We start from the raw sequence: 16,750 nt of genomic DNA, 5'->3' as shown, positions 1-16,750 counted from the left end.
CGGCTCAGCCGGCCAGGGCCTCGGCGGCGGCGGATTGGTCGAAACCCTTGAGGCCGATGACGACGAGGCGGCCCTGACGCGGTTCGGCCTCGCCCCAGGCGCGGTCGAAATGGTGGCTGACGCGGGGGCCGACGGCCTGGACCAGCAGGCGCATCGGCTTGCCGGCGATGGCGGCGAAGCCCTTGGCGCGCAGCACGTCCGGCCGGGCGCAGAGCCGGGTGACGCGGGCGGCGAGGTCGGCGGGGGCCGAAAGCTCGGGCAGGTCGAGGACGATGCTGTCGAAATCGTCGTGGTCGTGGCCTTCCTCGGCATCGTGCCGGGTCGGGCGGTTGGCGATGTCGTCCTCCGTGCCGAGGCCGAGGCCGAGCAGCACTGCAGGGTCGATGCGGCCGGCGGTGCTGGTGACGATGCCGACGGCGCGGGGGAGGGCGCGCTCCACCGCGGCGCGGGCGCGGGCGAGGCCGGCCTCGTCGAGCAGGTCGGCCTTGGTGAGCACGACTAGGTCGGCGCAGGCGAGCTGGTCGTCGAAGACCTCCTCCACCAGGTCGTCATGGTCGAGCGCCTGGTCGGCGGCGCGCTGGGCGGCCAGCGCCGCAAGGTCGGCGGCGACGCGGCCCTCGGCGAGGGCGGCGCCATCGACCACGGCGACGACGCCATCGACCGTCACCCGGTTGCGGATGGCGGGCCAGTGGAAGGCCTGGACCAGCGGCTTTGGCAGGGCGAGGCCGCTGGTCTCGATCAGGATGTGGTCGGGCGGCGGGGTGCGGGCGAGCAGCGCGTCGACGGCGGGGACGAAGTCGTCGGCGACGGTGCAGCAGAGGCAGCCATTGGCCAGCTCGACGATGTCGGCCTCGTCGCAGGCGGGGATGCCGCAGCCGCGCAGGATCTCGGCATCGATGCCGACATCGCCGAACTCGTTGACGATGACGGCGAGGCGGCGGCCGTCGGCATGCTCGAGCAGGTGGCGGATGAGGGTCGTCTTCCCGGCGCCGAGGAAGCCGGTGACGATGGTGCAGGGGATGCGGGCGGTCATGCCGGAAGCTCCAGGGGCGGGATGCGGGCGATGAGGCCGCGCTTCAGGGGTTCGGGGCGGCCGCGCCAGGGCATGGGCTGGCCCTCGGCGGCGGCGAGGAGGCGGGCGCCCTCCTGCAGGGCGGGGGCGGCTTCGGCGGGGTCGAGGTTGCCGAAGACATAGGTCCAGCCGCCGGGCGCGGCGATCGCGGCGGTCGGGCCGCGGGAGCAATTGCCGAGGCATTCGACGGGGCGCACCGCGAGGTCGGGGCCGGCCAGGGGTTCGGCATTGGTGGCGAGGGTGGCGCCGGCGCGGGGGGCGTCCTCGGCGTCGCCGCTGCGGCGGCAGGTGGTGCAGACGAAGACGGTCACGGGCGGCATCGGGCAGGCATCCCCGCCCGGCGGGTGCCGGGCATGCGGGGTGCAGCAGCGGGCGCGCTGATGCGCCCGTTCGCCGGTGCGGCAGCCGCGCCAGGGCACCCCGCCCGGCACGTCGTCTCGAGCGAAGGCAGGTCTCCTGGCTCGCGGGTCGCTGTCCGGCGCCGTCTTCCCGGCCGGGCCTCCGGGGAGGCTGGCGGCCAGTGACATGGTGGCGCGGACTCGCCGCTCACAGTTGCGGGGGCAGCTACGGGCTGGGCGGCTTGCGGGCTGCCCTTCCGTATTCCCTTTTCATCCCGCCTCTCGGCGGGAACCTTCGATCGAGGGGGACTAGGCCCGGGCGGCGGGGTGGCTGTCAACCGTGGCCTTCGGTTGTTGTGCCGGCGGCGCGGGCCTGCCACACCGCCGGGCATGCCCGATGCCCCCTTCCCGCTGGTTCTGGTGCTCGGCGGCGCCCGCTCCGGCAAGAGCCGGCAGGCCGAGGCGCTGGTCGAGTCCTGGCCGGCGCCCTGGACCTACATCGCCACCGCCGAACCCTTCGATGACGAGATGGCGGCGCGCATCGCCGAGCACCGGGCGCGGCGGCCGGAGGAGTGGGTGACGCTTGAGGCGCCGCGCGACCTGCCAGAGGTGCTGGCCGGGGTGCCGGCGGGGCGGCCCGTGCTGGTCGATTGCCTGACGCTCTGGCTCAGCAACCTGCTGCTGGCGGAGCGCGACCTGGAGGCGGAGGGGGAGCGGTTGGCCGAGGTGCTGGAGCGCAGGGCCGGGCCGGTGGCGCTGGTCTCGAATGAGGTGGGCTGGGGCATCGTGCCGGAGACGCCGCTCGGGCGGCGCTTCCGCGATGCGCAGGGGCGGCTCAACCAGCGCATGGCCGCAGCGGCGGACCGGGTGGTGCTGGTGGTGGCCGGCATTCCCGTGGCGATCAAGGGAGCGGTGGGGTGAGCGGGATCGATCCGGAGGAGGCGGCGCGGCATCGCGCGAAGATGGCGCGGCGGAAGGCGGTGCAGGATGCCGAGGTCGCCGGCAAGACCATCGACGCGAAGGGGTTGCTGATCGTCCATACGGGGCCGGGCAAGGGCAAGTCGACGGCGGCCTTCGGCCTGGCGCTGCGGATGTTGGGGCGCGGCGGGCGGGTCGGCGTGGTGCAGTTCATCAAGGGCGCCTGGGAGAGCGGCGAGCGGGCGGCGCTGGAGAGTTTCGGCGAGCGCGTCGCCTGGCACAGCATGGGCGAGGGCTTCACCTGGGAGACACAGGACCTGGCGCGCGACATCGCCGCGGCGGAACGGGCCTGGGGGATGGCGCGGGCGATGCTGGCCGACCCAAGCTTCGACCTGCTGGTGCTCGACGAGCTGAACATCGCGCTGCGCTACGGCTACCTGCCGCTGGAGGCGGTGGTGGCGGAACTGGTCGCGCGGCGGGAGGGGTTGCATGTCGTCGTCACTGGGCGGAATGCGAAGCCGGAGCTGGTGGCGGCGGCGGATCTCGTCACCGAGATGGGGGCGGTGAAGCATCACTTCGCCGCGGGGGTGAAGGCGCAGCGGGGCATAGAGTACTAGCCGCGATGCGCGCGATCATGTTGCAGGGCACGGGCTCGGATGTCGGCAAGTCGCTGCTGGTGGCGGGGCTGGCAAGGGCGCTGACGGAGCGCGGGATGCGGGTGCGGCCGTTCAAGCCGCAGAACATGTCGAACAATGCGGCCGTCACGCTGGATGGCGGGGAGATCGGGCGGGCGCAGGCCTTGCAGGCGCGGGCGGCGCGAGTCGCACTGAGCGTGCATATGAACCCGGTGCTGCTGAAGCCGCAGGGCCAGAACGGCGCGCAGATCGTGGTGCAGGGACGGGTGGTCGGTGCGGCGGGGGCAGCCGAGTATCAGCGGCGGAAGGCGGCGCTGCTGCCGGCGGTGCTGGAGAGTTTCGCGCGACTCAAGGGCGAGGCGGATATCGTGCTGGTGGAGGGAGCCGGGAGCGCCTCCGAGGTCAATCTGCGGGCCAACGATATCGCCAATATGGGCTTCGCGCGGGCGGCGGATGTGCCGGTCGTCGTCGTCGGGGATATCGATCGGGGCGGGGTGATCGCCAGCCTGGTCGGGACCAAGGCCGTCATCGATCCGGCGGATGCGGCGATGGTCGTGGGCTTCGTCGTCAATCGGTTTCGGGGCGATCCGGCACTCTTCGCGGATGGGATGGCGTTGATCGCGGCGCGGACAGGGTGGGCGCCGCTCGGCCTGGTGCCCTTCCTGCCGGAGGCGGCAAGGCTGCCGGCGGAGGATGCGCTGGCGCTCGACCATGCGCTGCCGCGCAGGCCGGGGGCGCGGTTGCGCATCGCGGTGCCGGTGCTGCCGCATATCGCCAATTTCGACGATCTCGACCCGCTGGTTGCCGAGCCGGACGTGGAGGTGGTGCGGGTGCGGCCGGGTAAGGCGCTGCCGGGGGATGCGCAACTCGTCATCCTACCGGGGTCGAAGGCGACCATCGCCGACCTCGCCGCGCTGCGGGCGGCGGGGTTCGATGTCGATATCGCGGCGCATCTCCGGCGGGGCGGGCAGGTGCTGGGACTGTGCGGCGGGTATCAGATGCTGGGGCGGAGTGTCACTGATCCGGCGGGGGTGGAGGGTGCGGTGGGGCAGGTCCCGGGGCTTGGGCTGCTGGATGTGGAGACGGTGCTGGGCGGCGACAAGCGGCTGGTGCCGGTGGAGGGGGTGAGCGCGGATGGGGCGGCGCTCACGGGCTATGAGATGCATCTCGGCAGCACCGAGGGGCCAGGGCGGGCGCGGCCCTTCGCGCATCTGGCGGATGGTGCGGCGGAGGGGGCGGTCTCGGCGGATGGGTTGGTGACCGGGACCTATGTCCACGGGCTCTTCGCGGCGGAGGCGCAGCGGGCGGCTTGGCTGGCGCGCTTCGCGGCGGGGGCGCCGGCGATCGCCTATGAGGTGGGGGTGGAGGCGGCGCTCGATGCGCTGGCGCGGCATCTCGAGGCGCATCTCGACATCGACCGGCTGCTCAGCTTGGCACGGTAAGGGCGAGCAGCAGGGCGAGGGCGATGAGCAGCGCATCGGCGAGGCGGAAGAGGCGCAGGGCGCGGCGGATATCGGCGGCGGTGGCCTCGCGCCGGCCGTCGCCCATCAGCGCGTCCTCGACCAGCACGCCGCCGTAGCGGCGCGGGCCGGCCAGGGCGAGGCCGAGGGCGCCGGCCATCGCGGCCTCCGGCCAGCCGGCATTGGGCGAGCGGTGGCGGTGAGCGTCGCGGCGGAGGGCGCGGAGGGCGGCGGCGGGGCCGGCGCCGGGCATCAGGCAGGCGGCGAGGACCAGCAGCAGCGCGGAGAGGCGGGAGGCGGGGAGGTTCACCAGATCGTCGAAGCGGGCGGCGGCCCAGCCGAAGGCCTCGTGGCGCGGGGTGCGGTGGCCGATCATGCTGTCGGCGGTGTTGACGGCCTTGTAGGCGGCGCCGCCGGGCAGGCCGGCGAGCGCCAGCCAGAGGGCGGGGGCGACGATGCCGTCAGAGAAATTCTCGGCGAGGCTCTCGATGGCGGCGCGGCAGATGCCGGCCTCGTCCAGCGACTCCGGGTCGCGGCCGACGATGTGGGAGACGGCGATGCGGCCGGCGGCCAGGCCCTCCTGCTCCAGCGCGGTGGCGACGCGGGCGACGTGCTCGTGAAGGCTGCGCTGGGCGAGGAGGCTGCTGGCCAGCAGCGCCACGGCGAGCCAGCCGAGGGGGAGGCGGTGCAGCGCGGCCTCGATCAGCCAGGCGGGGGCGAGGCTGGCGGCGAGCAGGATCAGCAGCGCGGCGATGCCGGCGGCGCGGCGGCGGGCGGGGAGCCAGGCGGGGCGGTTCAGGTGGCGGTCGAGCGTGGCGATCAGGCGGCCGAGCCAGATGACGGGGTGGCCGATGGACCGCAGCAGGCGCTCCGGGTATCCGAAGGCGGCCTCGATCAGCAGGGCGCAGGCGGCGGTGGCGAGGGCCATGATGGACGGTATCCCGGGCGTGGCCCATGGCGGCGATCTGGAGGCGGCGCGCCAGTTGTTCCCGAAGGCGCCCGCCCCTTTCCTCGACCTGTCGACAGGGATCAACCCCCATGGCTACCCGGTGCCGCCGCTCGGGGCCGAGGTCTTCGCCCGGCTGCCGGAGCCGGCGGCGCTCGCCCGGCTGGAGGCGCTGGCGGCGGAGCGCTATGGCGCGCCCTCGGCCGCGCATGTGGTGGCGGCGCCGGGGACGCAGATCCTGCTGCCGCTGGTCGCCGGGCTGGTGCCGCCGGGCGAGGCGCGCATCCTCGGGCCGACCTATGCGGAGCACCGGCGGGCGGCCGAGCTGGCGGGGCATGCGGTCGGCGAGGTCGGGGCCGTGGAGGGGCTGGAAGGGGCGGGGCTCGCCGTGCTCGTCAACCCGAACAACCCGGATGGGCGGCTGGTGGAGCGGCGGGTGCTGCTCGACCTCACGGCAGGGCTGCTGGTGGTGGATGAGGCCTTCATTGAGGTGATGCCGCCGGGAGCCTCGCTGGCGGGGGCGGTGGGGCGAGGAGGCCTCGTCGTGCTGCGCTCCTTCGGTAAATTCCATGGGCTGGCGGGGGTCAGGCTGGGCTTTGCCCTGGCGGAGCCGAAGGTCGTGGAGCGGCTGCGGGCAAGGCTCGGGCCCTGGGCGGTGTCGGGGCCGGCAATCGCGGCGGGGATGAAGGCGCTGGGCGATACGGTCTGGGCGGAGGCGATGCGGGGGCGGCTGGCGGCGGAGGCGGCGCGGCTGGATGCGCTGCTCGGGCGGCATGGGCTTGAGGTCATCGGGGGGACGGCGCTGTTCCGGCTGGCACGGGGGCCGGAGGGGGTGTTCGCGGGGCTCGGGCGGCAGGGGGTGCTGGTGCGGCGCTTCGAGGGGCGGCCGGGGCTGTTGCGCTTCGGCCTGCCGGGGGATGAGCCGGGGTGGGAAAGGCTGGGGCGCGCGCTCGACGGTTGCAGCGCAGGCCGGGGCGGATGAAGCTGCGGGGCGAATTGACCGTTCCGGGAGTTACCATGCCGAAGCTCAGCCCTATCCCCGTTGTCGCCCTCGCGGCGGCCATGCCCGTGCCGGCGCTGGCGCATCATCCGATGGGCGGCGCCGCGGCGACGACGGCCTGGCAGGGCTTCGTCTCCGGCTTGGCGCATCCGGTGGTCGGGCTCGACCATCTGGCCTTCCTGCTGGCCGCGGGGGTGCTGGCGGCGGCGGTCGGGCGACGGGCGGGGATCGCGGCGCTGGTCGCCTTCCTCGGCGCCGGACTGGTGGGGGCGGTGCTGCATCTGGGCGGCTTCGGGCTCGGGCCGGTGGAGGCGGCGGTGGCGCTCTCGGTGATCGGCGTGGGGGTGGCGCTGCTGGCGACGCCGGCGCGGCTGCCGGCGGCGCCGGGCTGGCTGGCGCTCGGCTTCGGGGTGGCGGGGCTGTTCCATGGGCATGCCTATGCCGAGGCCGTTGCTGGCTCCGGGGCGGCGGTGGTCGTCGCCTATCTGCTGACGCTGCTGGCGATGCAGGCCGGGATCGGGCTGCTGGCAATGCGGGTGGCGCGAGGCCTGGGCGAGGCGCGGCCTCAGCGGCGCTGGGCCGGGGCGGCGGCGACGGTGGTGGGCGCGGTGGCGCTGGGGGCGGCGGTGCTCGCCTGAGCCACGATAGGGCGCGACGGGGAGGGTGAGGGATGACGGCACCGAAGCGGCTTGGCTTCTTCACCCGGGTGCTCGACGAGGTGGGGCCGGCGGAACGCTACCGGCTGGCGACCGAGCAGATCATCCATGCCGAGCGCTGCGGCTTCGATTCCGCCTGGGTGGCGCAGCACCATTTCCACGAGGATGAGGGCGGGCTGCCGGCGCCCTTCGTCTTCCTGGCGCAGGCGGCGGCGCGGACGCAGCGCATCCGCTTGGGGACGGGGATCGTCACCCTGCCGCTGGAGCTGCCGATCCGGGTGGCGGAGGATGCGGCGGTGCTCGACCTCATCTCGGGCGGGCGGCTCGAGATGGGTATCGGGCCGGGAGGAAACCTCGCCGCCTTCCACGCCTTCGGCCTCGATCCGGAGAAGCGCGGCGCGATCTTCGCCGGGCATGCGGAGGTGCTGCGGACGGCCTGGGAGGGCGGGGCGCTGCCGGGCGGGGACCGGCTCTATCCGCCGGCGCCGGGGCTTGTGGAGCGCATCTGGCAGGCGACCTTCACCGTGGAGGGGGCCAAGCGAGCCGGGGCGGCGGGGGACGGGCTGATGCTCTCGCGCACCCAGCCGCGGCCGGAGGGGATGAGCCTCGCCGATACCCAGGAGCCGATGGTCGAGGCCTATCTGGCGGCGCTGCCGGCGGGCTGTGCACCGCGCATCCTGGCTTCGCGCTCGGTCTTCGTCGCCGACCGGCGGGACGAGGCCTGGCGGCTGGCGGAGCAGGGGCTCGGGCGATACCGCGACCGGGCGGCGGCGCAGGGCCGTGCGACGGGGCGGGAGACGGTGGCGGAGATGGTCGCCACCTTCGACGTGCATCTCGGCACGGTGGTGGAGGTCGTCGCCTCCTTGCAGGCCGATCGGGTGATCGGGCGGGCGACGGAACTGGCGGTGCAGGTGCATTCGGTCGATCCGCCGCATCCCTTTATCCTGCGCTCGCTGGAACTGGTGGCGGGGCAGGTGGCGCCGGCGCTGGGTTGGGTGTCGGGTGGAATTCGGTCGGAGGCGGCATGAGCGGCGGCCGCTATGCCGGGCCGGTGGTGGATGCGCACCATCACTTCTGGGACCCGCGGATCAACCATCATCCCTGGCTGACCGAGGCGGGGGTGATCCCCTTCCGCTATGGCGACTACCGGGCGATCCGCCGGCCCTATCTGCCGGACGAGTACCGGGTGGATGTGGCCGGCCACAACCTTGTCGGCAGCGTCTATGTGGAGACGGAGTGGGACCCGCGGGACCCGCTCGGCGAGGTGGGCTATGCCACGCTGCTGCGCGAGCGGCATGGGCTGCCGGATGCGGTGGTCGGGCAGGCCTGGCTCGACCGGGAGGATGTGGCGGAGGTTCTGGCGGGGCATGCGGCGTCGGCGCTGGTGCGAAGCGTCCGGCACAAGCCGGGCGGGCCGAAGGCGCCGGGGGAGCCTGGGCCGACGCTGATGTCGGATGCGGGCTGGCGGCGCGGCTATGCGCTGCTGGCGCGGCACGGGCTGCATTTCGACCTGCAGACGCCGTGGTGGACGCTGCACGAGGCGGTGCGGCTGGCCGGCGACTTTCCGGAGACGCTCATCATCCTCAACCATACCGGGCTGCCGGCGGATCGCAGCGCCGAGGGGCTGGCGGGGTGGCGGGAGGCGATGGCGCGGCTGGCCGACTGCGCCAATGTCGTCGTCAAGGTCTCGGGGCTCGGCGTGCGGGGCCAGCCCTGGGCGGCGGGGCGGACGGCGTGGATCATCCGCGAGGTGGTGGCGCTGTTCGGCCCGGAGCGGGTGATGTTCGCCAGCAATTTCCCGGTGGACAGCCTCTGCGCCAGCTTCGATGAGATCTACTCCGGCTTTAAGTCTGCCGTTGCGGACCGGCCGGAGCCCGAGCAGCGGGCGATGTTCTGCGACAATGCCCGGCGGGTCTACCGTATCGGGTAGGGAAGGGGACGGGAATGAGCCAGTCGAGGCCGCATGTCGCGCTCGCCATGGGGGATGCCGCGGGCATCTCGCCAGAACTCACCGCTCGGATCCTGGCCGATGCGGAGGTGCGCGCGGCGGCGGCCATCACCGTGATCGGCGATGCGCGAGTGCTGGCCGAGGGCGCGCGGGTGGCAGGCGTCGCGCTCGACATCGATACCGGGGAAGGGCGGCCGGGCGAGCGGCCGCGGCTGCTCGATCTCGGGCATTGCGATCCGGCGGCGGTGCCGCTCGCCCAGGTCTCGGAGGCGGGTGGACGCTTCGCCACGGTGAATTTCCGCCGGGCGCTGGCCATGGCGGCGGCGGGGGAGGCGGATGCGGTCTGCTTCACCCCCTTCAACAAGGCGGCGATGCGGCTGGTGACGCCGGACTATGAGGACGAGATCGGCTTTACCGCGGAGGCGATCGGCTTCCGCGGCGTGGCGAAGGAGTTCAACATCCTAGACGGGCTGTGGAATGCGCGCGTCACCTCGCACGTGCCGCTGAAGGATGTGGCGGGGCTGCTGAGCCGCGAGGCGATCCTCCAGAATCTCCGGCTGACGGCGGCGGCGCTCAAGGCCTCCGGCGTGGCGCGGCCGCGGATTGCCGTCGCGGCGCTCAATCCGCATGCGGGGGATGGCGGCAATTTCGGGCGGGAGGAGATCGACATCATCGGGCCGGCCGTCGAGGCCGGCAAGGCCGAGCAGATCGGCTGCGACGGGCCATACCCGGCCGATACCGTCTTCGTCCGGGCGCGGCGGGGCGATTTCGATGCGGTGCTGACCATGTACCACGACCAGGGGCAGATCGCGATGAAGCTGATCGGCTTCGAGGCGGGGGTGACGCTGCTGGGCGGCTTCCCCTTCCCGATCTGCACGGCGGCGCATGGTACGGCCTATGACATCGCCGGGCGCGGCATCGCCCATCCGGGCGCGATGCGGAACGCGGTCCTGCTGGCGGCGCGGATGGCGGTCAGCGGCGCAAGCCGGTGATGAGCACGTCGAGCACACGGAGCACTTTGGAGCGCCAGTCCGGGCCCTCCTGCGCGTAGCAGACGCCGACGAGGGCCAGCAGCAGCTCCTCGGCATCGAGGTCGCCGCGCAGGTCGCCGGCCTCCGTCGCGCGGCGAAGCAGGCCGCCGAGCGCCGCGCGAAGGCGGTCGAGCGCAGAGGCGATCGATTCCGAGGATTTGTGCGACACCGTGGCGAGGGCGGCGGCCATGCCCTTCTTGGTGGCGATGAACTCGACATTGGCGGCCAACCAGTGGCGCAGCGCCTCGGTGGGGGGCAGCTCGGCCGAGAGCCGGGCGGCGAGTTCCACCAGCTGGTCCACCTCGCGGCGGTAGACCGCCTCGTAGAGCGCCTCCCGCGTCGGGAAGTGGCGGTAGAGCGTGCCGATGCCCAAGCCGGCCTCGCGGGCGACGGCCTCCAGGCTTGCCGCCGGGCTGCCTTGGTTGAAGACGGTGCGGGCGGCGGCGAGCAGGCGGTCGCGGTTGCGGGTGGCGTCCGCGCGGGGCTTCCGCGGTGTCTGGCTCCGCTCCTCGGTCATCGCGCTCGGTTGATACCCCGCCCCTTGTAAACGGAGGGTGCCTCCGTATATCGCTCCGCATGAGGCCAGGGAGCGGCTGATCGCCCGCTGGCATTAGGACCCACCTCGCCGTGCCGGCAGGTGGCAACGCCGTGGCCCTCATCGGAGATCCGCATGAGCCTGTCCATCACCCTCACCGTGAATGCGGTGCCCCGGACCATCGCATTGGACGATCCCCGGGTCACGCTGCTCGACCTGCTGCGTGAGCGGCTCGACCTCACCGGGACCAAGAAGGGCTGCGACCGCGGCCAGTGCGGCGCCTGCACGGTGCTGGTCGATGGGCGGCGGGTGAATTCCTGCCTGGCGCTGGCGGCGAGCCTTGATGGGGCGGAGGTGCTGACCATCGAGGGGCTAGCGGAGGGGGAGGTGCCCCATCCGGTGCAGGCGGCCTTCATCGAGCATGACGCCTTCCAATGCGGCTTCTGCACGCCGGGGCAGATTATGAGCGCGGTCGGGCTGATCCGGGAGGCGCAGGCGGGCGACGACCCCGAGCGGGTGCGCGAGGCGATGAGCGGCAATCTCTGCCGCTGCGGTGCCTACAAGGGCATCACCGAGGCGGTGCTGGAGGCGCAGCGGCGCATGGTCGCCAATGCTGAGGAGAAGGCGGCATGAACCGCTTCGACTATGTCCGCCCCGCGACGGTGGCGGAGGCGGTGGCCGCCGCGGCCCAGCCGGGCAGCGCCTATCTCGCCGCGGGGACCAATCTGCTCGACCTGATGAAGGGCGGGGTGATGCGGCCGGCGCGGCTGGTCGACCTGGCGCGGGTGCCGGGGCTCGACGTGATCGAGGCGCTGCCGGATGGCGGCGTGCGGATCGGTGCGCGGGTGCGCAATTCGGACCTCGCCTATGATCCCGGCTTCGCCCGGCGCTTTCCGGCGGTGGCGGAGGCTTTGCTGTCGGGTGCTTCGGCCCAGTTGCGCAACGCGGCGACGGTCGGCGGCAACCTGCTGCAGCGGACGCGCTGCGCCTATTTCTACGACCCGGCCAGCGCCTGCAACAAGCGCGAGCCCGGTGCCGGCTGCGATGCGCGCGATGGCGAGAACCGGCTGCATGCGGTGCTCGGCTGGAGCGAGCAGTGCATCGCGACGCATCCGTCGGATTTCTGCGTCCCGCTCGTCGCCTTGGGCGCGGTGGTGGAGATCGAGGGGAAGGCGGGGCGGCGCGAGGTGCCGCTCGAGGAATTCCATTGCCTGCCCGGCAGCACGCCGGAGCGGGAGAGCGTGCTGGCACCGGGCGAACTGATCGTCGCGGTGCGGCTGCCGGGCGAGGCGGCGAGCTTCGCCGGGCATGCGCGCTATGTGAAGCTGCGCGAGCGCACTTCCTATGCCTTCGCCGTGGTCTCGGCCGCGGCCGGCCTGCGGCTGGTGGATGGCGCCATCGCCGAGGCACGGCTGGCACTCGGCGGCGTCGCGGCGAAGCCCTGGCGGGTGCCGGAGGCGGAGGCCGTGCTGCGCGGCGTGCGGCCGGGTGCCGAGGCCTTCCGCCGGGCGGCGGAGGCGGCGCTGTCCGAGGCGCAACCCTCCGGCGACAACGCCTTCAAGATCGAGCTGGCGCGGCGCATCCTGGTGCGCGCGCTCACCCTCGCCGCGGCCGGCACGCCGGAGCGGCTGCCGGCCCTGCCGGCCTCCCCCCATGCCCCCCATCCGGGAGTGTCCCTCCATGGCTGAACTCGCATCCTCCGCGGCGCATGTCCGCCACGGCTCCAGCATCGGCCAGCCGCTGACCCGGCGGGATGGGCTGCTGAAGGTCACCGGCCAGGCGCGCTATGCCGCCGACAACCATCCGCCGGGGATGCTGCATGCCGCGCTGGCGGTGAGCAGCGTCGCACGCGGCCGGGTCACCGGCCTCGATCTCGAGGCGGCGCGGGCGCATCCCGGCGTGGTCGCGGTGATGACGCCGGAGAACCGCCCGGCGCTGGCGCAGGACCCGGACGAGAAGGCGGGGCCCTTCGTCTTCCGCATGGAGCTGCTGCAGGACGATACGGTGCGCTATGTCGGCCAGCCGGTCGCGGTGGTGATCGCCGAGACGCTGGAGGCGGCGACCGAGGGCGCGGCGCTGCTCGCGCCGCGCTATGCGACGGAGCCGGTAAGCACCGGGCTCGAGGATGGCGAGGCTTTCGTCCCGCCCGCGGTCGGCGTCGGGGCGCCGGCGGAAGTGCGGCATGGCGATGTGGAGGCCGGACTCGTCGCGGCGGCGCGGCGGGTCGAGGCGGTCTACGAGACGCCGGCGCAGTACCACAATGCGATGGAGCCGCATGCGGTCGTCGCCGCCTGGGAGGGCGACCGGCTCTTCATCGACACGCCGAGCCAGGGCCTTGCCATGGCGGTGGGCCGGGTCGCCGGGCTGTTCGGCATCCCGCCAGAGAATATCGAGATTCGCAGCCCCTTTCTCGGCGGCGGCTTCGGCTCCAAGGGGGCGATCTCGGGGCCGCAGGTGCTCGGCATCCTCGCAGCAAAGCTGGTCGGGCGGCCGGTGAAGCTGGTGCTGAAGCGCGACCAGATGTACGGGCCGGTCGGGCATCGTGCGCCGACGCGGCAGACGCTGCGGCTCGGCGTGGATGGCGAGGGGGCGCTGACCGCGCTGCATCACCATGTCCGCACGACGAGCAGCCGGTACGACGACTTCTTCGAACCCTCGGGCAGTGTCTCGCACACGCTCTATGCCAGCCCGGCCATCGCCACGACCAGCGATGCGGTGCGGCTGGATACCGGAACGCCGATCTTCATGCGGGCGCCGGGCGAGGCGAGCGGCAGCATCGCCCTGGAGGGCGCGATCGACGAGATGGCGGCGGCCTGCGGCATGGACCCGCTTGAATTCCGCCTCAGGAACTATGCCGAGGTGGAGCCGACGAGCGGCAAGCCCTTCTCCTCCAAGGCGCTGCGCGAGTGCTATGCGCAGGGCGCCGAAAGTTTCGGCTGGAGCGGGCGGCCGCTGGCGCCGCGGCAGATGCGGGATGAGGACGGGCTGCTGGTCGGCTGGGGCGTCGGCACCGCGACCTTCCCGGCGCTGATGATGCATGGCCAGGCGCGGGCGGTGCTGCGGCGGGACGGCAGCGGGCTGATCGAGACCGGTGCGCATGACATGGGGCAGGGGGCCTGGACGGCCTTCGCCCAGATTGCGGCGGACAGCCTCGCGCTGCCGATCAACCAGGTGGAGTTCCGCGCCGGTCATTCGGGCTTGCCGGATGCGGGCATCGCCGGCGGCTCCGCGCATACCGCGACGGCGGGCATGGCGATCCATGGCGCGGGCGCGGATGCCATCGCCCGGCTAGCGGAGCTGGCCATGGCGGATCAGCGCTCGCCCTTGTTCGGCGCCGGCAATGCCGGCGTGGTGGCGCGCGAGGGGCGGCTGGTGCGGCGCGACGACGAGAGCCGGGGCGAGTCCTATGCCGAGATCCTCGCCCGTGCCGGTCTCGACGAGATCGAGGGGCGCGGCACCGGGGCGGCGGATCAGGCGGCACAGCAGCACTACGCCATGCACGCGCATGGCGCAGTCTTCGCCGAGGTGAAGGTCGACCCGGAACTCGGGCAGATTCGCGCGACGCGGCTGGTCGGCGCCTTCGCCGCCGGGCGGATCATCAACCCGCGCCTGGTGCGGAGCCAGTATTACGGCGGGATGATCTGGGGCGTCTCCTTCGCCCTGCACGAGGCGGCGGTGGTGGACCGGCGCACCGGGCGGGTGATGAATGCCAATCTCGGCGAGTACCATGTGCCGGTGAATGCGGACGTGCCCTCGCTCGAGGCCATCCTGGTCGATGAGGTGGACCCGCATGTGAATGCGCTCGGCATCAAGGGCGTCGGCGAGATCGGCATCACCGGCTCCGCGGGTGCGGTCGCCAATGCCGTCTGGCATGCGACGGGGGTGCGGGTGCGGCGCTTCCCCATCGCCATCGAGGCGCTGCTGGGTCAGCCGTAGGCGCGGCGGAAGAAGACGACTGTCATTGCCACGCTGAAGGCGATGACGAAGCCGCGCAGCCAGGGCGCCGGCACGCGGCGGGCGAGGCTGGCGCCGAGGTAGCCGCCGATGACGGCGGCGACCAGCATCACCGCTGTCTCCGGCCACCAGACCGGGCCGGCGACGGCGAAGCAGAGCACGGCGACGGCATTGGCGGCGCTGACCAGGATGGTTCGCGCCGCGCTCATCGAGCGGATGTCGGTGTCGCCGAGCAGGCTCCAGACCGCCATCATCATGATGCCGACGCCGCCGCCGAAATAGCCGGCATAGATGGCGAGTGGCACCTGGGCGCCGATCACCGCGCCGGGACCGATCCGCATCCGCCGGCGCAGCGCGGCGCCGAGCGGCCGGCCGAAGGCAAAGGCCAGCGTGCCGATCAGCAGCAGCCAGGGCAGCAGCATGTCGAAGGCATGCTGCGGCGTGACCAGCAGCAGCACGGCGCCGACCAGGCCGCCGGCCAGGCTGATGAGGACCATGATGCGGAGCGGGATGCCCTCGAAGGGGCGGAAGTCGCGCCGCCAGGCCCAGGCGCTGGCGATCGTCCCCGGCAGCAGGGCGACGGTGCTGGAGGCATTGGCGACGACCGAAGGCAGGCCGACGAAGACCATCGCCGGGATGCTGACAAAGGAGCCGCCGCCGGCCGCGGCGTTCATGGCGCCGGCGAGGAGGCCGGCGCCGAACAGGATGATGAGGTGCTCCATGGGCGGAGAGTGCTCCGCCCGGGAGGTCAGCGCCAGCCGTAGTGCCGCTGGTGGTGATGGTGGCGGGGCTGCCAGCCATGGTGCTGCCAGCCGTAGTGGCGCGGCGGCGGGGCATAGCGGTGCCAGTGGTGGCGCGGCGGGGGCGCGTAGTGCCGCCAGTGGTCACCATGCACCAGGGTGACGCCTGGGCCTTCTTGGTGGAAGGGCGCCGCGCCGGCGCCGTCCAGCGTGGCGCCGGCGGAGAGCAGCCCGAGGCCAAGAGCGGCTGCGACGAGAAAGCGACGCATCATAACCTCCTGTGGAAAGGTCCACGGGGGCATGATGCGGCGCGGGTCAAGGCAGGATCGGGGCCGGATTGGCGCGAAGCCGGGGCGGAGTGTAACGGCCTGTGGCGGGGGTCAGACCCCGTAATACGCACGGAACCATTTGACGAAGGCGGTGACGCCGGTGGGGACGTCGGTGGTTGGGCGGTAGCCGGTGAGTGCCTGGAGCAGGCTGGACTCGGCCCAGGTCTTCAGCACCTCGCCGGGCTGCATGTCCATCATGTTGCGCTCGGCGCGGCGGCCGGTCGCCTGCTCGATGGCGGCGATGAATTCCAGCAGCCGCACCGGGTTGGCATTGCCGATATTGACCAGCCGGTAGGGGGCGACGGGGCTCAGCGAGTCGGTTGTGCCGACCGGCTTGCCGATCTCCGGCCGGCAGGGGACGAGGCGGATGATGGCCTCGACCAGATCCTCCACATAGGTGAAGTCCCGTTCCATCAGCCCGTGGTTGTAGACGTCGATCGGGCGGCCGCGGAGGATGGCGTCGGTGAATTTGAACAACGCCATGTCCGGCCGGCCCCAGGGGCCGTAGACGGTGAAGAAGCGAAAGGCCGTCGTCGGCTGCTTCCAGAGATGGGCGTAGCTGTGGGCGATGTTTTCCGTCGCCAGCTTGGTGGCGGCGTAGATGTTGAGCGGCGTCGCCACCGCATCCGTCTCGCGGAAGGGCATTGCGGTGTTGGCGCCATAGGCGGAGCTGGTGGAGGCGACCAGCAGGTGCTGGACGGGATGGTGGCGGCAGGCCTCGGCCAGGGCGTAGGAGGCGACGACGTTGTTGTGGATGTAGCTCTCCGGATGCTCCATCGCGTAGCGGACGCCGGCCTGGGCGGCGAGGTGGATGACAATCTCGGGCGCCTCCTCCCGCATCACCGTGGCGAGGCGGGGGGCGTCGGCGAGGTCCATGATGAGGGGGCGGAAGGCCGGGGATTCGGCGAGCTGGGCGTGGCGGGCCTCCTTCAGCCGGAGGTCGTAATAGGGGACCATGGCATCGATGCCGGTGACGGCATGGCCCTCGGCCAGCAGGCGGCGGGCGAGATGGAAGCCGATGAAGCCGGCGGTGCCGGTGACCAGGAATTTCATGGCCTGAGGGCCTCCTTCTACGCGAGGGTCAGCCGGGCTCACGGGCGGCCGATGCCGGAGTAATCGAGGCCGGCCTCGCGCATGGCCTCCGGGTCCCAGGCGTTGCGCAGGTCGAGCACCACCCGGCCCCGCATC

Annotated in this window: 18 protein-coding genes and 1 riboswitch; of the genes, 11 read left to right on the top strand and 7 right to left on the bottom strand. The window is 72.8% G+C overall.

Going from position 1 to position 16,750, the window contains the following annotated elements; all coding sequences use genetic code 11:
• Positions 1 to 4 precede the first annotated feature (4 nt).
• Positions 5 to 1,033: a cobalamin biosynthesis protein CobW gene (cobW, locus tag EP26_RS20285; protein ID WP_043341328.1), complete on the bottom strand. Its 1,029-nt coding sequence runs from the start codon at positions 1,031 to 1,033 to the stop codon at positions 5 to 7.
• Positions 1,030 to 1,392 (bottom strand): DUF1636 family protein, encoded by a 363-nt coding sequence (locus tag EP26_RS20280; RefSeq protein ID WP_043341382.1) that lies wholly within the window; start codon positions 1,390 to 1,392, stop codon positions 1,030 to 1,032. The genes cobW and EP26_RS20280 overlap by 4 nt, the downstream gene beginning before the upstream one ends.
• A 109-nt stretch (positions 1,393 to 1,501) precedes the next feature.
• A riboswitch (cobalamin riboswitch) is annotated at positions 1,502 to 1,722 on the bottom strand.
• 78 nt (positions 1,723 to 1,800) lie between these two features.
• Here EP26_RS20280 and cobU point away from each other — a divergent pair.
• The 3 genes from cobU to EP26_RS20265 are packed head-to-tail and all read left to right on the top strand — an operon-like array spanning position 1,801 to position 4,405.
• Positions 1,801 to 2,331 (top strand): bifunctional adenosylcobinamide kinase/adenosylcobinamide-phosphate guanylyltransferase, encoded by a 531-nt coding sequence (gene cobU / locus EP26_RS20275; RefSeq protein WP_043341327.1) that lies wholly within the window; start codon positions 1,801 to 1,803, stop codon positions 2,329 to 2,331.
• Between the two features lie 5 nt (positions 2,332 to 2,336).
• Positions 2,337 to 2,945 (top strand): cob(I)yrinic acid a,c-diamide adenosyltransferase, encoded by a 609-nt coding sequence (gene cobO, locus EP26_RS20270; protein WP_211259493.1) that lies wholly within the window; start codon positions 2,337 to 2,339, stop codon positions 2,943 to 2,945.
• 17 nt (positions 2,946 to 2,962) lie between these two features.
• The gene (locus EP26_RS20265) at positions 2,963 to 4,405 is read left to right on the top strand and encodes a cobyric acid synthase (RefSeq protein WP_043341381.1); all 1,443 of its coding nucleotides are present in this window, start codon (positions 2,963 to 2,965) and stop codon (positions 4,403 to 4,405) included.
• Here EP26_RS20265 and cbiB read toward each other — a convergent pair.
• Positions 4,389 to 5,351: an adenosylcobinamide-phosphate synthase CbiB gene (cbiB, locus tag EP26_RS20260; protein ID WP_043341325.1), complete on the bottom strand. Its 963-nt coding sequence runs from the start codon at positions 5,349 to 5,351 to the stop codon at positions 4,389 to 4,391. The two genes, EP26_RS20265 and cbiB, sit on opposite strands and share 17 nt — an antisense overlap.
• Here cbiB and cobD point away from each other — a divergent pair.
• The 5 genes from cobD to EP26_RS20235 are packed head-to-tail and all read left to right on the top strand — an operon-like array spanning position 5,350 to position 9,965.
• Positions 5,350 to 6,351: a threonine-phosphate decarboxylase CobD gene (gene cobD / locus EP26_RS20255; protein WP_157033641.1), complete on the top strand. Its 1,002-nt coding sequence runs from the start codon at positions 5,350 to 5,352 to the stop codon at positions 6,349 to 6,351. The two genes, cbiB and cobD, sit on opposite strands and share 2 nt — an antisense overlap.
• A 35-nt stretch (positions 6,352 to 6,386) precedes the next feature.
• Positions 6,387 to 7,007, top strand: coding sequence for a HupE/UreJ family protein (locus EP26_RS20250; protein ID WP_043341323.1), 621 nt, complete (start codon positions 6,387 to 6,389; stop codon positions 7,005 to 7,007).
• Between the two features lie 32 nt (positions 7,008 to 7,039).
• Positions 7,040 to 8,053, top strand: coding sequence for a putative FMN-dependent luciferase-like monooxygenase (locus EP26_RS20245; RefSeq protein WP_043341322.1), 1,014 nt, complete (start codon positions 7,040 to 7,042; stop codon positions 8,051 to 8,053).
• The gene (locus tag EP26_RS20240) at positions 8,050 to 8,955 is read left to right on the top strand and encodes an amidohydrolase family protein (RefSeq protein WP_043341320.1); all 906 of its coding nucleotides are present in this window, start codon (positions 8,050 to 8,052) and stop codon (positions 8,953 to 8,955) included. Before EP26_RS20245 ends, EP26_RS20240 begins: the two co-directional genes overlap by 4 nt.
• Before the next feature lie 14 nt (positions 8,956 to 8,969).
• Positions 8,970 to 9,965, top strand: a complete 996-nt coding sequence (locus tag EP26_RS20235) for a 4-hydroxythreonine-4-phosphate dehydrogenase PdxA (RefSeq protein ID WP_043341318.1) — start codon at positions 8,970 to 8,972, stop codon at positions 9,963 to 9,965.
• Here EP26_RS20235 and EP26_RS20230 read toward each other — a convergent pair.
• Positions 9,946 to 10,521 (bottom strand): TetR/AcrR family transcriptional regulator, encoded by a 576-nt coding sequence (locus tag EP26_RS20230; RefSeq protein WP_043341313.1) that lies wholly within the window; start codon positions 10,519 to 10,521, stop codon positions 9,946 to 9,948. The genes EP26_RS20235 and EP26_RS20230 overlap by 20 nt on opposite strands.
• Positions 10,522 to 10,674: 153 nt before the next feature.
• On the opposite strand from EP26_RS20230, the gene EP26_RS20225 reads away from it, so the two are divergent.
• Genes EP26_RS20225 through EP26_RS20215 form a run of 3 tightly spaced genes read left to right on the top strand, consistent with a single transcriptional unit; the run spans position 10,675 to position 14,475 of the window.
• Positions 10,675 to 11,172 carry a (2Fe-2S)-binding protein gene (locus EP26_RS20225; RefSeq protein ID WP_043341312.1) on the top strand — a complete coding sequence of 166 codons (498 nt, stop codon included), beginning with the start codon at positions 10,675 to 10,677 and terminating at the stop codon, positions 11,170 to 11,172.
• Positions 11,169 to 12,227, top strand: a complete 1,059-nt coding sequence (locus tag EP26_RS20220) for an FAD binding domain-containing protein (protein ID WP_043341310.1) — start codon at positions 11,169 to 11,171, stop codon at positions 12,225 to 12,227. Before EP26_RS20225 ends, EP26_RS20220 begins: the two co-directional genes overlap by 4 nt.
• Positions 12,220 to 14,475: a xanthine dehydrogenase family protein molybdopterin-binding subunit gene (locus EP26_RS20215; protein ID WP_043341309.1), complete on the top strand. Its 2,256-nt coding sequence runs from the start codon at positions 12,220 to 12,222 to the stop codon at positions 14,473 to 14,475. The genes EP26_RS20220 and EP26_RS20215 overlap by 8 nt, the downstream gene beginning before the upstream one ends.
• On the opposite strand, the gene EP26_RS20210 is transcribed toward EP26_RS20215, so the two are convergent.
• From EP26_RS20210 to EP26_RS20200, 3 genes are all read right to left on the bottom strand, one after another.
• On the bottom strand, positions 14,466 to 15,215 hold the full coding sequence (locus EP26_RS20210) for a sulfite exporter TauE/SafE family protein (RefSeq protein WP_043341308.1): 750 nt from the start codon (positions 15,213 to 15,215) through the stop codon (positions 14,466 to 14,468). The genes EP26_RS20215 and EP26_RS20210 overlap by 10 nt on opposite strands.
• A 26-nt stretch (positions 15,216 to 15,241) precedes the next feature.
• On the bottom strand, positions 15,242 to 15,502 hold the full coding sequence (locus tag EP26_RS32170; protein ID WP_211259490.1) for a hypothetical protein: 261 nt from the start codon (positions 15,500 to 15,502) through the stop codon (positions 15,242 to 15,244).
• A gap of 111 nt (positions 15,503 to 15,613) precedes the next feature.
• Entirely contained in the window at positions 15,614 to 16,615 is a 1,002-nt protein-coding gene (locus EP26_RS20200; RefSeq protein WP_043341307.1) for an NAD-dependent epimerase/dehydratase family protein, read from the bottom strand.
• Positions 16,616 to 16,750 lie beyond the last annotated feature (135 nt).

The sequence above is a fragment of the Belnapia moabensis DSM 16746 genome, assembly GCF_000745835.1.
GTDB classification, from domain to species: Bacteria; Pseudomonadota; Alphaproteobacteria; order Acetobacterales; family Acetobacteraceae; genus Belnapia; species Belnapia moabensis.
This window is presented reverse-complemented; position numbering and strand designations above follow the sequence as displayed.